14 protein-coding genes are annotated in these 15,330 nt (G+C 43.3%); 5 read left to right on the top strand and 9 right to left on the bottom strand.

The genetic code is table 11. From position 1 onward, the window contains the following. Position 1 precedes the first annotated feature (1 nt). Together nikA and JOD82_RS02560 are read right to left on the bottom strand one after the other, a co-directional pair. The gene (gene nikA / locus JOD82_RS02555) at positions 2-1,537 is read right to left on the bottom strand and encodes a nickel ABC transporter substrate-binding protein (protein WP_209947481.1); all 1,536 of its coding nucleotides are present in this window, start codon (positions 1,535-1,537) and stop codon (positions 2-4) included. A gap of 207 nt (positions 1,538-1,744) precedes the next feature. Then, complete coding sequence (locus tag JOD82_RS02560; RefSeq protein WP_209947532.1) at positions 1,745-3,208, bottom strand: DHA2 family efflux MFS transporter permease subunit; 1,464 nt, start codon at positions 3,206-3,208, stop codon at positions 1,745-1,747. 137 nt (positions 3,209-3,345) lie between these two features. On the opposite strand from JOD82_RS02560, the gene JOD82_RS02565 reads away from it, so the two are divergent. Beyond that, positions 3,346-3,915: a TetR/AcrR family transcriptional regulator gene (locus JOD82_RS02565; protein ID WP_029515149.1), complete on the top strand. Its 570-nt coding sequence runs from the start codon at positions 3,346-3,348 to the stop codon at positions 3,913-3,915. A gap of 202 nt (positions 3,916-4,117) precedes the next feature. After that, a complete protein-coding gene (locus JOD82_RS02570; protein WP_029515150.1) occupies positions 4,118-4,369 on the top strand; it encodes a YolD-like family protein in 252 nt (83 codons plus the stop codon). Between the two features lie 202 nt (positions 4,370-4,571). Here JOD82_RS02570 and JOD82_RS02575 read toward each other — a convergent pair whose 3' ends face one another. Then, on the bottom strand, positions 4,572-4,901 hold the full coding sequence (locus JOD82_RS02575; RefSeq protein WP_069011816.1) for a DUF3817 domain-containing protein: 330 nt from the start codon (positions 4,899-4,901) through the stop codon (positions 4,572-4,574). 378 nt (positions 4,902-5,279) lie between these two features. On the opposite strand from JOD82_RS02575, the gene JOD82_RS02580 reads away from it, so the two are divergent. After that, positions 5,280-7,331, top strand: coding sequence for a fibronectin type III domain-containing protein (locus JOD82_RS02580; RefSeq protein WP_029515153.1), 2,052 nt, complete (start codon positions 5,280-5,282; stop codon positions 7,329-7,331). A gap of 299 nt (positions 7,332-7,630) precedes the next feature. On the opposite strand, the gene JOD82_RS02585 is transcribed toward JOD82_RS02580, so the two are convergent. Genes JOD82_RS02585 through JOD82_RS02605 form a run of 5 tightly spaced genes read right to left on the bottom strand, consistent with a single transcriptional unit; the run spans position 7,631 to position 11,907 of the window. After that, on the bottom strand, positions 7,631-9,019 hold the full coding sequence (locus JOD82_RS02585; RefSeq protein WP_209947483.1) for a HAMP domain-containing sensor histidine kinase: 1,389 nt from the start codon (positions 9,017-9,019) through the stop codon (positions 7,631-7,633). Continuing rightward, positions 9,010-9,669 carry a response regulator transcription factor gene (locus JOD82_RS02590; RefSeq protein WP_029515155.1) on the bottom strand — a complete coding sequence of 220 codons (660 nt, stop codon included), beginning with the start codon at positions 9,667-9,669 and terminating at the stop codon, positions 9,010-9,012. Before JOD82_RS02590 ends, JOD82_RS02585 begins: the two co-directional genes overlap by 10 nt. A gap of 37 nt (positions 9,670-9,706) precedes the next feature. After that, entirely contained in the window at positions 9,707-10,465 is a 759-nt protein-coding gene (locus tag JOD82_RS02595; RefSeq protein ID WP_209947485.1) for a lantibiotic immunity ABC transporter MutG family permease subunit, read from the bottom strand. 1 nt (position 10,466) lies between these two features. Further along, positions 10,467-11,198 (bottom strand): lantibiotic immunity ABC transporter MutE/EpiE family permease subunit, encoded by a 732-nt coding sequence (locus JOD82_RS02600; RefSeq protein ID WP_165146497.1) that lies wholly within the window; start codon positions 11,196-11,198, stop codon positions 10,467-10,469. 1 nt (position 11,199) lies between these two features. Beyond that, a complete protein-coding gene (locus tag JOD82_RS02605; protein ID WP_069011825.1) occupies positions 11,200-11,907 on the bottom strand; it encodes a lantibiotic protection ABC transporter ATP-binding protein in 708 nt (235 codons plus the stop codon). 150 nt (positions 11,908-12,057) lie between these two features. On the opposite strand from JOD82_RS02605, the gene JOD82_RS02610 reads away from it, so the two are divergent. Then, positions 12,058-13,185 (top strand): NAD(P)/FAD-dependent oxidoreductase, encoded by a 1,128-nt coding sequence (locus tag JOD82_RS02610; protein WP_209947487.1) that lies wholly within the window; start codon positions 12,058-12,060, stop codon positions 13,183-13,185. 78 nt (positions 13,186-13,263) lie between these two features. Here the strand turns inward: JOD82_RS02610 and JOD82_RS02615 are convergent, their stop codons facing one another. Further along, positions 13,264-14,130, bottom strand: coding sequence for a MurR/RpiR family transcriptional regulator (locus JOD82_RS02615; protein ID WP_209947488.1), 867 nt, complete (start codon positions 14,128-14,130; stop codon positions 13,264-13,266). Positions 14,131-14,310: 180 nt separating this feature from the next. Here JOD82_RS02615 and JOD82_RS02620 point away from each other — a divergent pair, with 180 nt between their 5' ends. Then, positions 14,311-15,330, top strand: a complete 1,020-nt coding sequence (locus JOD82_RS02620; RefSeq protein ID WP_069011831.1) for a Gfo/Idh/MocA family oxidoreductase — start codon at positions 14,311-14,313, stop codon at positions 15,328-15,330.

The raw sequence follows: 15,330 nt of genomic DNA on the forward strand, positions 1-15,330 counted from the left end.
GCTAGTTCACATCCAGGTCCTGGGTTAGCAAGTAATATTCACTTTGGCTAGTTACCCAGTTATGTACGTAATCGCGATAGGCCACTACGTTGTTTGGATGGACCAGAAAGGATTGCAGATTTTCTTGGTCAATCAGTGTGACAGCTTTCAGCGCCAGCTTGTTGCGTTGTTCCTCATTCACGGTTGTGTTCAGCTGTGAAATCATACTCGCGAGTTCCGGTACATGCACACGCCCATAATTTAGTGCTCCTTCAGGCATGTAAGCCGCATTTAGAAAATAGCTTGCATCGCCGCGCGGGGCTGTAATGCTACTATAAGTCGCTAAATCCCAATCCTGATGAGCGGTAAGATATTCGTCAATATTATCAACCTGACGGATATCAATCGTAATGCCAAGTTCTTTAGCATTAGCCTGAATCAGCTGGGAAATGAGTGGAAGTTCCGCTCTCGACTGGTAAGTTAGTAATGTAAGTTGAAGCGGCTTGCCGTCAGGGGTTGCAACTTTTCCGTTCTGCACTGTATATCCAGCTTGCTTGAAGCCTTCTCGTGCAGCATTTAAATCAAATTTTTTCGTAATATATTCCGGCGAAAATGGAAAGTCGGGCAAGAACGGCCCTTGAGCAGGGGTTCCCTGGCCGGACATAATACCGCTGGCAATCTCATCACGGTTGATCAGGTTATCGAATGCCTTACGCACAGCCGTCTTTTTCAGATCGTTATTGTTCATATTGTAAATAAGTTGATGCGTTCGCAAACTAGGAAGTGAGTCAACCTTAACAGTAGAATCAGCTTTCAATAGCTCCAGGCTTTCAATTGGCGGGCGATACACAATATCAGCAGTTTTGGCTTGAAAAGCAAGCTGACGTGCATTGGCGTCTTCGTTAAACATGAATTTGGCATGCTTCAACTTTACTTCACCGTTCCAATATTGTTCATTGCGATCTAAATTCAGTTCACTTCCAGCACGGAAGCTGGCAACCTTGAACGGTCCCGTCCCAGATGGGAGGTCACCTGTAGCTGTGGTGTCTATAATAGCCGTATTCGGATGAACCAGCTCAGACACAAATTCTGGGAAAGGCTTGTCTGTCGTAATGGTCAAAATCTGTCCATCCGCATGAATATCACGGATATGTAGCGCATTTTTGACCGATGGATTGAGCTTTAACGCTCTTTCCAAAGAGGCTTTGACAGCAGCAGCATTGACGGTTTTACCGCTGTGGAAGTTCACACCTGATCGGATGTTGAAGGTCCAGTGCTGTCCGTCCTTGCTGTTCCATTTGTCTGCAAGCCAAGCTTCCAGCTTAAGATCCTTGTTCACTTTGATCAGTGTTTCACTTACTCCAGCACGAACAGCTGTGTAATTTACATCTGAATGGGGGTCTATAGTAGGGCTTTGCACGTTGAACAATAAGGTGACACTTTTATCTTGTGGTGCAGCAGATGGAGAGGGTGAAGCTGACGGAGATGAAGCGCAGGCTGCCATCATCACCGCCATTACCGCAGGTATAAATAGTTTAAAATAAGAACGGTTAAACAACAGGGAGTCCTCCTTAATAGTAATCGTAATTTTTACGCTTTAACTCATAAATCATATCGTAACCAAATGAAGGTGCTTTGTAAATATGTAATTGACGAATGTGTATGTAAATTCATATCAAAAAGACTGCTAACCAATAGTGATATGGTTAGCAGTCTTTAAGTTTATTCACATATTTTTAATTTGGGGTCACATGAAAATTATGAATTAGTGCATGGGAGCTTTGGCAGTGCCATGTTCAACATGAACTCTGCGGATGAAAAAGGCAAGGATCAACCCGATCACACTGATGATCATCGCAAAGAAAAATGAATTTTGTGATCCGATTGTCATGGCATTGGCCATTTCATTTACGGATTCAGGCATACTGGATTGGCTCAAATAGCCTTCCATACCTTTGGAGAGAATGCTTACCGCTACAGCTGTACCGATTGCACCAGCAACTTGTTGGAGCGTACTCATAATGGCTGTTCCGTCTGGGTATAGATCCATAGGGAGCTGATTTAGGCCGTTTGTCTGAGCTGGCATCATAATCATGGAAATGCCGATCATCAAGCAGCTATGAAGCACAATAATGAGTACAAGAGTTGATGTTGTTGTAATGCCGGACAGGAAAAACAAAACAGCAGCTACAATCACAAGTCCTGGAATGACAAGCCACTTGGGACCGAATTTATCGAACAATGAACCCATAATAGGAGACAAGAGGCCGTTGATAATCCCACCGGGCAGAAGTACTAAACCTGCTGTTAGAGCAGACAGAGCCAGCCCCTTTTGCAAAAAGAGTGGAAGAATCAGCATCGTAGAAAGGATCGTCATCATACATAGGAACACCATAATAGCGCCAATAACAAACATAGGGTATTTAAATACACGCAAATTCAACATAGGCTGCTTCATTTTCAATTGACGTACAGAGAACAGTATCAACGATATCAGACCGACAATCACAGGAAGCAGAACCATCAGGCTAGCCCAACCTTCGCCACCTTCTCCGGATTTACTGAAACCGAACACGACACCGCCGAAGCCAATGGAAGATAACAGGATAGATAAAAAATCAATTTTGGGCTTGGTCGTTTTTGAAACGTTTTGCATAAATAAAATACCGCAAATCAGTGAGAGAACCAAGAACGGAAGGGAGATCCAGAAGATCCAGTGCCAAGACAGATTTTGCAGTACCAGTCCTGCAATGGTAGGGCCCACTGCCGGTGCGAACATAATGACCAATCCGATGATCCCCATAGCCGCGCCTCTCTTTTCAGCTGGGAAAATGATCAAGATGGTGTTAAACATCAATGGCAATAACAACGCCGTGCCAATGGCCTGAAGAATACGTGCGATCAATAGCACTGAAAAAGTAGGTGCAAGCGCAGCAACGAGACAACCAGCTATTGAGAACAGCAACGATGTAACAAACAGCTGTCTTGTCGTAAAGGTTTGAATCAGCAATCCCGATACAGGTACTAAAATACCAAGTGTAAGCAGATAAGCGGTTGTCAGCCATTGGGCTGTTGCAGTTGTAATATGCAAAATCTGCATCAAATCATTCAGTGCAATGTTAAGTGCCGTTTCACTGAACATCCCAATAAAGCCGCTAAGGAGCAGCGCAATCATAATAGGTAGCACCTTGAACGTTTTGGGTTCAGAGGGTGAACTTGTTTGACTCATTGTACTCATGTTGTTTTTGTTCCTCCAAATAAATTAATAGTGTTGAATTATAACAATCGGTCTATATATAATAAACATGTTGTTATTTTTTTGTCAAAGTATAAGTTGTAAATATTAAATAATGAAGGATGCTGTATATGGCTGCTAAACCCGAATCATACGAGAATATCGTACAAACCGCATCGAAGCTCTTTTTTCATCAGGGGTATCACGCGACCGGACTGAATCAGATTCTTGCGGAGAGTGGATCACCGAAAGGGTCACTTTATTATTATTTTCCGCGTGGTAAAGAAGAATTGGCTTTGGAGTGCATAAGAAGAGGGAATGAGTTTATAAAGCAAAAATTAAAACAGACACTGGACGGGAATGATAATCCAGTGCTAGCCATTCAGGATTTTATTCGTAATACAGCTGAGGAGGCAGACCGTACCGGCTTTAACGACTTCATGCCGATTGGCTTCTGGGCTGCTGCGGAAACTTCCTGTATTAGTGAATCGCTACGTCATGCTTGTGTGAATACGTTTACAGATTGGCAGCACATCTATATGGAGCGTCTTCAGGAATCGGGCTGGGACGAGGAAAAGGCACGCAGTCTGGCGGTACTTATCATTTCGATGCTCGAAGGTGCATTGATTTTGGCCGTTACGCAACAGAGCAGTGCTCCTATTTATAATATCGTGGATTACATTCCACAGTTGGTCAAATAATCCTGTCTCTTCAATTTTCAATCTCTCCTAATGAGCTCCAACAAGTAACTTTAGAGAGCCGATGTTCTCGTTTTTGAGAACTCGGCTTTTTTGTGGTTCTGAGACGTAATTTTACTCACATTACCAGCACCAAATGATGAAAAGTATGGTAAAATAGAATGAATTTGATTTTGATTTTGCACGAAAGGAAGGGTGATAGCAAGTGGCAAAAGCGAAGGTACCCAAACGGCCTACTCGGGATGAATTTGTACTGGAGGAAATCGGGAATCAGCTTGTAGAAGCACAACGAGAGCAATCCGAGGTTGTATTGACCGTATGGGGACGCGCAGAAACAACCCGCGGACAGATTGTTAAAATGGACCCAAGAACAGGGAAGGTTCATGTAGAGAGTAATGGAGAAACGGATAAAGTTCCTTTTATGGATATTATGAGTGTAAATTACCCGAGAGATTAGTTGTTGTGATTACATAAATATAGCAGAAAGGGACAACAAGAATGACAAAGTTAGAGTCTCCCTTACTGCGAGGGAAAGTAACAATTTAAAATTCGCGTATACAAAAACAACCGAGTGGTTTAGAGCCATCGGTTGTTTTTGTATACTGCTGCATGAGTGGGAAGAGCCGCGTTGTTGTATTGGCACTTGCCCTTGTATATGCTTATGCAGCTTTTATCGGGCTGGTATGACTCGCACGTGCTTCGGCTTTCTTAAGCACCTTACGATCAAAAATGAAGGGGCCAAACGGCAAAAGTGAGGCAATCAAGGCAGCAAGACTTTGCAGTAGCGTTATTTTCCGCATAATCAGCATGACCACAGTCGCTACTACATAAGCCACGAACAGTACCCCATGGATCATACCCACCCAGCTTACCATTTGCGGTATTCCAGCTGCGTATTTAAGTGGCATAGCGATACACACAAGCAGTAGATATGAAATTGCTTCAATATTACCAATGACACCAAACATCTTAAAGGCATTTTTGAACATAATACACCTCTTTCTCTTATTACTTAAAATTTAATATATCCTATAATGCATTGTTATTAAACGGTAGAAAGTTACGATATATCGAATATTTACGGCAGATGCCAACGTCACACAGCTTAGCGCTCCTGGAAACGATAATTGTAATTTCATTTAACTTGTCAAAATGTGTATCCCTATTGTATGCGCGACCCCCTATCAGTAAAAATACGGTGTGAAGCCTAAACATTTTGTATGCAAATTCCGATAACAGTTAAATGAACGTGTGTACATTATGGTACATATTTTAAAAGCTGAATTGCAGCAGAAGGGCTTGTAAGCTTAACTTATTAGTTTTTGACAAATAAAATTTCCATACTGGTATCAAGGAGAGCATAGAATATGAATAAAAAACGTTTGCGTCAATGGATGGCTCCGTTCGCAACGGCTACACTGATTTTGAATACGGGATATGGCATTTTGACACCCGATGCAGTGGCTAGCGCGTTGCCGACTGAGAGGCATTACTCAAATCTGACAGGCCTAAATACAACACAGTTACATACCAAATTAGCAACCGCTCAAGGTAGTCAAGTGCCTGTTACTTCAGGTCCGAAAGTGACTACGTTAACCAAAGGTTATGGTCAGAACACCTATCTTAACCAAATGCTAAAAGTAATGTCGAGCCAAATGGTGACTGCGAATATCGCGCCGGCAGAGGTAAGCAATCTGACAGCGGTTCCTACAGAAACAACAAAAGTAAATTTGTCCTGGAACAATCCGTCGGACATCAATTTTGACCACGTAAAAGTGGTGGGTGTTACTAACGATGTGTATGTAGATAACATTAGAAGTAACTCTTATATGTTAAGCGGTTTACAGCCGAACACGACATATACCTTTCGCGTGAAAACGGTGAATAAGAGTGGAAATGAATCTCTCGGTACAACAATACAGGCTAAAACGGCTTCCGTTGATGGTCCTGTGGATAAGACACCACCAGGAGAAGTAAGCGGACTGGCAGCGACGAATGTAGGATATAATGGATTTACCATCAATTACATATTGCCTAAGGATGCTGACTTAAGCCAAGCGATTGTCTATTTAAATGGTACAGAAATTCAAAGAACCACAGGCACGTCTTACACGTTTAATGTCTTGAATGCTGCCACAGCCTATACCGTAACGGTCAAAACGATAGACAAATCCGGAAATATATCTCAAGGAGTTAGTATTCCAGTTACAACTTCTACGGTCTCTACCGATATCGTGCCCGATGTGACAGGTGCTTCAGTGACATCAGTTAATAACTATAGTGTTACTGTTTCCTGGACAAGGCCTAGCGGAATTAGTACGGTCAGTCTGTATAAGGACGGGCAACTGGTAACCGATTCAACAGGAACATCCTATACTTTCAACAATCTTTCGGCAAGCCAGACCTATACGTTCACGATAAGATCTAAGCGAAGCACAGGTACATTGTCCTCCGGTGTGAGACTAACTGCCACAACGGACAGTACGTCTTCCAATTCGTCAGAAGTGTCCAATCTTGAAGTAGATAGCAAAAGTGACACCTGGATCAAAATCACCTATGATATGCCGAGTCGAGCCGACAAGGTGAAGATATATGTGGATGGTGATTATAAGGGGACTACAAGCTCTGAGTCCTATAAAATCACGGATTTGCGAGAAGGACGCTGGTATGAGATTAAGGTCGTGACTGTCAATAGCAATGGAAGAGAATCTAGCGGTGTAAAGATATCAGAACGCACGGATTCGGATGGTTACTACTCTTCTTCATCTAGTTCATCGAACTATGAGAAAGCAAGAGATTTGATGCGAATTGCGGAAAACAGTCTAAATGCGTCCGACTGGCGTTCTGCCAGAGATGCAATCAGTGATCTGCCGAGCGGAACCCGTAAAAGCGATCTACTGGATCGGCTAGAAGCTATTCGCAATAGAGCGATTGGTACCGGTAGTTCATCATCCGGGACGAGTTCTACTACGACAACCACTTCTGGTACAACGTCTTCATATCCTAACAATGCGGTTTCCTCCTATTCATCTTCGTTCACCCTGACACCAGGAGCTAAATCAGCTTATGTCGATGGTCGTGCTACGACGATGGCTCAGGCTCCTCGGATCATTAATGGGGCGACGATGGTCCCGCTGCGCTTTATCAGTGAACGGATAGGTTACGAGGTGAATTATGAAAAATCGACCAAAAAGATTATTCTGAATCGACCTACAGACGGCAAACAGGTAGTGCTTCAAGTCAAGAATTCGACCCTTGCCGTATATGAGTTAAACAACTCCCGAAGTTATTCGACAAACATCACAGCTCCGGTTATTGTTAACGGCTACACGCTGGTTCCATTACGAGTGATTAGCGAGCTTTCGGGGTATCAGGTGAACTATAATACTGCATCCAAACAAATTACGATTACCAAATAAATGCATCTGTTAAAAGAGTTCTAAAGTGAAAACTTTAGAACTCTTTTTTGTCTACTATCCAATAAGTGTACGTAAAATGCGAATAGGGGCGCTTTATAAGCGCCCGCTAATAGAGTTATAAATTGACAATCAGCTACTCTGTAAACAAGTTATTTTGGCTAAAAAGGATATCAAGCTGCTTAAGATCTTCTACAGTTAGTTGAATACTCAGCGTTTGAAGATTAGTTTCGATCTGATTAGGCTTGGTCGCACCTGGAATGATTAAGGTATACGATAGGATTGATTCTCGCTTGTATGATTCATGCACTGATTGGTATCTCAATGCTTACCTGTCCGCCGCTTGTCTGGGTGGAGTTGGTGATGATCAGTTGTCCGCCATGTAGGTTGACAATGGATTTTGTTATATACAGGCCCATACCGTAATGTCCACTCAATCTTCTGGATGAATCACCCATATAAAACTGCTCGGCGGCCTGTTTGAGACCTGCTGGAGAGAAGCCCGGGCCTTCGTCTACGATGCTGAACCGAATACAGTTTTCAACAGATTCTACGATCAGCTGGATCTCGCTGTATTCAGGCGCCTGATCCACCGCATTAGAAGCAACATTCATAATGGCACGCTCAAGTAGCACTGGGTCTGCATACAGCGTCTTAGGGAGGTTATATGCAGCGAATGCTACAGATATTTTTTTGACAGCAGCCAAGGCCATTATCTGATCTTTCACTTTCGATAAATAGAAGTCAGCATCCATCGTTTCCGCCCGCAGGGTGACTAGTGTTTCCGCTTTTGAAATGTCAATGAGAGTTTTAATATACTGCTCCATCTGCCTGGTGCTTTCCGCAATATAATCCGTATAGTTCTTTTGCTCTTCGGACTGTTCGGTCTCGGACAGTAGCTCTACGTTTCCACGAACGATAGTGAGTGGTGTTTTGACATCGTGTGCTAGAGCGGAAATTTGCTCGCGGCGGGATTTTTCGAGATTCCACTGTTTCTGAAGCGATGTCTTTAAAGTTTCTTTCATTTTATCCATGGAATGCAGCACCTGATCGATCTCCATCACGCCACTGAACTTGATTGAGAAGTCCAAATCCTGTGCTTGAATTTGTTTGGTAGCCTGCTGCAATCCGATCATCTTACGTGCCAGCTTTCGTCCGAAGGAGGAAGCCAGTAAAGCACCTCCCCCCAGGAAGGCGATACAGAACACGGCCAAAAAGGACAATTCTGCGTTCGGCAGATATTGACGCAGGATAGGAAGTTCAAACTGTGCCGAGACAGAATAGCGCATCACAGTAATTTCATCATGATGTGGAACTTTTACATAGTTATAGGGAAATTGATACGCAGTATTGCTCTGCTGCGTAACACTCCAAGCGGCTTGGGCCTGGTTTTCAGAAAGATTTCCTTCAATGAGGCGGCCTTCCGAAGTGAACAACGCGTACTTATACAGTTTTATCTGAGAATTCGGTTGCAGGGTCTTGCCCGCTTCAATGATTGACTTGTCCTCCCGTACCTGCTTCTCCGCATAGTTCGCGGGAAGAATGGCCCCATAAGATATCAGGGCATAGAAGATGAGGACCAGGAACAGAGCGAGCGCAATCGTCCCAATACAAAACATAACTAAATAACCCAGGAAAATGGTTCGTAATTTGGTAGTCTTGCGTGCTTGTTGTACTTTGGTTACTTCCATCGGTAGCCGATCCCCCAAACCGTCTCCACTGGAGAAACCTCTACTTTGCCAAGCTTGGCCCGGATATTTTTGACATGCTCTACAATGGTGGCGGAATCGCTGTCCCCATCCAAGCCGAAGACCGCTTCGTAAATCTGCTCCTTAGAGAATACCTGCCCCCAGTTCAAAGCTAGAAACTTACATATTTCATATTCACTTTTGGTAAACGGGACTACAACATTCTGAACGGTGATTTCCTTGCCAGACAGATTGAAATGAACTTCCCCGATGCAGAATACATTACGCCGTTCACGATTCTCCCGTCTGAGATGGGCGTTGATTCGTGCGCGCAGCTCTCCAGTGCCGAACGGTTTGACAATATAATCGTCGGCTCCATCCCCAAGCCCCAACATCACATCGTTCTCCATGGATTTTGCGGTAAGAAACAGTATCGGACAGTCTACCTTGCTGCGAATTTCCCGGCAGAGTGTGAATCCGTCCATGGTAGGCATCATCACGTCAAGCAGTATAAGATCAAATGCTCCGAGCTGCATGGTGAGAACCTGTGGGGAGGCGGAGACCACCGTGACAACATGGCCATCTTTCTGCAAAATATTTTGAAGGAGTGCCAAAACGGCGGGTTCGTCATCAACGGCCAACAAGTTTGCCATGCTTTATTCACATCCCTTGCTTTCTTTACTCTAATCTTTACTCCAACGAACTTTGTCCTTCCCAACGACAAATCCATAACCCTAATAATACCATGATGACTAAGGTCCCTACTACGCAATATCTGATTCCCAAATCGAGCTGTATAGCTTCAGGGATAGAATCAGCTGAGCTTACGCCGTATTGCACCCAGATCGTGATGAACCGGGCCGCCCAAGCAGAGGGAACGAATATCCAATTATGATCACCCAGCCCTGTAAGAAGCAAAGCGGACAATAGACTCTCCATAATACCCAGGCCGATGGAAGCTCCCTTACCGAACCGCAAACTAATGAAAAAATGCAGAATATAAAGGAACACACTGGACACAAACAGAATGCAGGCAGCCAACACATAAAACTTCAAGCCATACGGGGACTCTTTCATAAGATATATATAGCCAGCCCCAAAGCCGCCTGAGGCAAGCAGCACACTGCCAAATCCCAAGCACAGGAGTAGGCTAAGCTTGCTCAAAAAAGGTAACAGCTTCACCGACGAGGTCAAGAGGTGTTGGAAATTTCCAGCGACTGACTCCTGCTCAACAGCAATGGAGCATACAATACCAATCATGGTAGGAAGAACCACAGCCAGGACCTGCAAATAGCCGTCTATCTTCGAAATCGGTGAATACGGAGTAAAGGAATAGTAGGCTAGAAAAATTGCTATCCCCAAGATCGGCACAAGCAGCTGCACGAGCAATAAGGGCTGCCTTCGAAGTTTAAGCACGTCAGATTTCAGATTGCGGAAGAAAGATATCATCTTACTTAGCCTCCCGTTTACGGAAAGACATGGCCGTCAGCACTGACAGAATCATGAATAGACATACTGTGATCAACAGGCCGGGAACAATTATGCCTCCATCCAAAAGTGGATCTCCTGAAGGAACGGCAAGCCCATTAGGCAGCACTTGGATGACGGCGCACATCAATCGCGCTGGTATAGCATAGGGTACCGCCCACCATACAGAAGACGTAGCGAACAAGACGGTGCAGGCTACGTTGCCCAGCATGTTGATGATTAGGGTGGCAAACATGCCTATTCGATCCGTCAGGAACAGGCAAAGTGGAACTTGCCACAAAAAGGTGATGAAGAGGATCAGAGTTGCAGCGACGCTTTCTGCTAGTGTCACGGAAGTTGAGAATACGAATCCGCCAAGAGTTATCCCTATAAATAAAATAATAGAGGAAACCATTAAGAGTCTTACGCAAACCCCGATTTTACCGTACCATACCTGAGCCAAATCTACAGACATGCCAAGGACAGCACGGTATTTCAGCTTCTTGCCATCCTTTTGGATCACTCCTGAGCATATTAAGGTGAGCGCACCTGGCAGCAGCATGAAATACCACCAATTGTAGCTGGCGCTTTGGAGCATATGTCCCCCCATGAGCACGGTACACAGAAGAAGAGTAACGATGGGGGCCAGCCAGACCAGCTTTTTCGTAAAGGTACGCTTTAATTTTAGATGCTCGGCGGCTATATATTGCTGCATCCTACTCATCCCCTTTTCGGTATTCCTGTGCAATCTGCATGAACAACGATTCCAAGTCTTGTCCTGGTGTAACCGCCTCTTGGTAAGCTAATATGCCACCAGCGATAATACCGACATGGTCAACGATTTGTTCGACTTCGGATAAAATATGACTGGAAAGAATTACGGTAATTCCTTGCTTCGGGAAGGAGCGAATCAGCTCGCGTTGCTCCTGAATGCCAATGGGGTCAAGTCCGTTGGTTGGCTCATCTAAAATTAGTAGTTTGGGATGGTTGAGGAGCGCAATAGCAATGCCCAGCCGCTGTTTCATGCCCATCGAGAACTGGCCAGAGCGTTTTTTCCCGGTATGAGTCAAATCAACAATGTTCAGTACTTCATCAATTCGTGAATCAGGTAGTCCGAGCAAGGTTGTACGAACCTTTAAATTCTCTCTAGCAGTCAAATTCTCATAGAGTGGAGGAGATTCGATCAGTGCGCCGATCTGAGCGAGATATTTTCGTGACCAGGGTTTTCCTTGGAATAAAATTTCACCGCCTGTCGGACGTAGCATACCAGTTAACATTTTCAAGGTGGTTGATTTTCCAGCCCCATTTGGGCCAAGTAGCCCATAGACGGAATTCTCCTGAATAGACAGTGTGACGTTGTTCACCGCCTGTTGCCGTCTAAAGGTTTTGCAGAGATTTTTAGTCTGTAAAATAATGTTATCCATATCAGTTCATCCTTTTCATTCGTTCTGACAACTACTTTACAGATCAATTCTAAGAACTTTATAAGGATAGAAATATTAATGTTTCAAACTTTATGCATTCATGCGGTATTCGCTATAATGGATACAGTGATTTAGGAAAGGGATGTATTCATGAAGAGGGTTATCGTAATCGGAGCAGGAATTCTGGGGGCATCGACAGCATACCAGTTAGCAAAATTGGGCGCTGATGTCATTCTTGTAGACCGCAAAGATAAAGGACAGGCGACTGATGCAGCTGCTGGCATTATTTGTCCCTGGTTATCACAGCGACGCAATCAAGCTTGGTACCAGCTCGCCAAAGCGGGCGCACGTTTTTACCCCGGATTGATTGAAGAACTTAAAAGCGAGGGGGAAACAGAAACTGGCTATGCTCAAGTTGGAGCTCTCAGTATTCATAATGATTTGGAGAAAATTAAAAAAATGCAGGAGCGAGCACACTTACGACAAGCGGATGCGCCAGAAATCGGTGAGATTACGCAACTAAATGAAAAGGAAACCCATGAACAATTTCCTTTGTTAGTAGAAGGTTACCATTCTGTTCATATTAGTGGTGCCGCTCGTATAGATGGTCGGGCGCTGCGTGATGCGTTGATCCGATCAGCACAAAGAAATGGGGCAACCCTTATCCATGGGGATGCTGTGCTTCAATACGATTCCGACCATGTAACAGGAGTAACGGTCGGTGCAAACAGCTTCTCATCTGACGAAGTCATTGTTTGTGCAGGTGCATGGGCCAATCAACTGATGCTGCCTTTGGGCATTCATTTTAAGGTTAGCTTTCAAAAAGCACAAATTATGCATTTGCAGGTTTCTAATAGGCAAGACACAGGCACCTGGCCTGTAATCATGCCGCCTTCTGATCAATATCTGCTTGCTTTTGACAAGCAAAAGATCGTAATAGGGGCGACTCACGAAAATGAAATCGAAGGCTACGATACAAGAGTAACAGCAGGTGGAACGCAAGAAATCCTAAATAAAGGTTTAGAATTAGCACCTGATTTAGCAAATAGTACTTTTCAGGAGGTAAGAGTTGGTTTCCGTCCTTTTACACCCGGTTTTCTACCGGTGATCGGAGCTGTTCCTGGCTGGAATGGCCTTATAGCGGCAAATGGGCTTGGAGCATCCGGGTTGACCATGGGTCCCTTTATTGGAAATCAGTTGGCAAAGTTGGTACTTGGAATGGCCTTGGATATCGATATCAATGATTATGATATTCAAAAAGCAATAGTTGAAAGTTGATCCTTGACTGAGGAGAACAATATATATACTGAAAAAGTCGCCATACTGGCGACTTTTAGTTTTAGTACTATATTTATTTTATACGTCATTCATCATGTCATTGAGATGCGAATTCTTCAACGATTGTGTTGCGAATTGCATGTTTTTTAAGTAGTCAATTTTATAGATACAGGAGTAGATCACATTTAATACATAGTCAAAGGCAATTTGCGACGAAAATGTACCAATCTTGGCATGTTTTACTTCGTCATTAGGCACCTGGATACAGATATTACTGAGTTTGGCCAATTCATTTTGACTGGTTGCTGTAATTGTGATAAAAGGAATATTTTCATGTGTAAAGTGCTTTGCTGCTTTTAAAAAGATCGGTGATTTTCCGTGGTAAGTTAAAAAAACAGCGCAATCCTGTGGCGTAAGATTAGCCGTATGGTACGCCCACTCAGACAGCTCCGTAGCTATAACCACATACTTGTTAATTTTCACTAATTTATTTTGGAAACTTTTCGCACGGATTTGTGAATCTCCTAACGCATATATAAAGATCCTTTTCGCTTGATCCAGCAATAGGGCTGTTTGCGACAATAAATCATCATCCATGAATGTAAAGTTTTTTTCTATCGTTTCCTTCATTAATTCTGCAATTTCTTTCGCCACTTGAAGTGGGGATTCATCAAAACCAAATGGATAGTTGGGGTCTACATTGGAAATGTTCTGGGTATTCTGCTGAAACTCCCGAGCAAGTTTGATTATGAACTCCTTGAAGCCAGATAGCCCAAGTTTATGTGTTAATCGATTAATCGCGGAATGCGAAGTATATGTTGCCTTTGCAAGCTCCTGAATATTTAAGTGCAGGATAGTTTCCTTATGAAGCAAAATATAGGATGCAATGCTTTTTTCGTTTGGTGTAAAGTTTTGCATTTCGGATAATTGCATCAGTATTTTCAACAGGTTCACTCCGGTTCAATTGAAATGACGTTTGATAAAGGATCTAAAATAAACATTTTGTTTGAAAATAAACAAACATTTTTAAAAATATTCGGTTGATTGTACCATTTTGGCGGCAAATCCTTTACGATCAACGTTCTTCTTCTATAATAAATGAAAAAGAGCCTAGGGGGAATTAATATGCTTAACATCGGTTATATTGGGAATGGCAAAAGCACCAATCGGTATCATCTTCCTTTTTCATTGACCAGAGATCATTTGAACGTAAAGACGATCTACGCCCGTAATCCAGATAAAGGGGAGTGGGAGAAAATCCCTGGTGTGCAGTATACTGATAATCTTGAATCTCTAATGAACGATAAGGAAATTCAGTTGATTGTTATCTGTACACCTGTAGAATCCCACTACACTTATGCGAAAATGGCACTCGACCACGGGAAAAATGTACTTGTTGAAAAACCCTTTATGTTAACGAAAGAAGAAGCTGTGTCCATCTTCCAATATGCCAAAGAGAAAAATCTGATTATACAGTGCTATCAAAACAGACGTTACGATTCGGATTTCCTCACTACCAAGAAGGTTATTGAATCAGGAAAACTCGGTGATTTGTTGGAGGTGGAAATGCATTTCGATTATTACCGCCCTGAGACCCCCAACTCCACCTCTCATTTTTCCAAATATAACAGTTACCTCTATGGACATGGCGCTCATACCATTGACCAGGTTCTTGCCTATTTTGGGAAACCTGACACGATCCATTACGACGTGCGCCAATTGCTCGGTTCTGGAAGAATGAATGATTATTTTGATCTAGATTTTTATTATCCCTCACTTAAGGTATCCATTAAATCCAGCTTTTTTCGTTTAAAAGAGCGGCCGAGTTTTGTTGTATACGGCAAAAAAGGCGTTTTTATAAAGCAGACAAAGGATCGTCAGGAGGAGCATCTTAAATTATACTATCTGCCTAAGGGACACGCCGATTTCGGCATCGACCAGCCTGAGCATTATGGCATTTTAACATACCTTGATGATAAGGGCGAGTATCATGAAGATAAAATCGTTTCTGAAAAGGGAGACTATGCCCGAGTGTATGACGATATGTATCAGTCGATCGTAATTGGTAAAGAAAAAGTGATTAAAGACGAAGAAACGATAATGTGTATGGAAATACTTGAAAAAGGTATAGAGGAGTGCAGCTAA

It is taken from the genome of Paenibacillus sp. 1182, from assembly GCF_017833915.1.
In the GTDB taxonomy this organism is placed as follows: Bacteria; Bacillota; Bacilli; order Paenibacillales; family Paenibacillaceae; genus Paenibacillus; species Paenibacillus polymyxa_D.

Coding starts and splice junctions, on each gene's coding strand:
- JOD82_RS02560 (WP_209947532.1), bottom strand. CDS start 3,208: ATGAGTCAAACAAGTTCACCCTCTGAACCCAAAACGTTCAAGGTGCTA.
- JOD82_RS02565 (WP_029515149.1), top strand. CDS start 3,346: ATGGCTGCTAAACCCGAATCATACGAGAATATCGTACAAACCGCATCG.
- JOD82_RS02575 (WP_069011816.1), bottom strand. CDS start 4,901: ATGTTCAAAAATGCCTTTAAGATGTTTGGTGTCATTGGTAATATTGAA.
- JOD82_RS02580 (WP_029515153.1), top strand. CDS start 5,280: ATGAATAAAAAACGTTTGCGTCAATGGATGGCTCCGTTCGCAACGGCT.
- JOD82_RS02585 (WP_209947483.1), bottom strand. CDS start 9,019: ATGGAAGTAACCAAAGTACAACAAGCACGCAAGACTACCAAATTACGA.
- JOD82_RS02590 (WP_029515155.1), bottom strand. CDS start 9,669: ATGGCAAACTTGTTGGCCGTTGATGACGAACCCGCCGTTTTGGCACTC.
- JOD82_RS02595 (WP_209947485.1), bottom strand. CDS start 10,465: ATGATATCTTTCTTCCGCAATCTGAAATCTGACGTGCTTAAACTTCGA.
- JOD82_RS02600 (WP_165146497.1), bottom strand. CDS start 11,198: ATGCAGCAATATATAGCCGCCGAGCATCTAAAATTAAAGCGTACCTTT.
- JOD82_RS02605 (WP_069011825.1), bottom strand. CDS start 11,907: ATGGATAACATTATTTTACAGACTAAAAATCTCTGCAAAACCTTTAGA.
- JOD82_RS02610 (WP_209947487.1), top strand. CDS start 12,058: ATGAAGAGGGTTATCGTAATCGGAGCAGGAATTCTGGGGGCATCGACA.
- JOD82_RS02620 (WP_069011831.1), top strand. CDS start 14,311: ATGCTTAACATCGGTTATATTGGGAATGGCAAAAGCACCAATCGGTAT.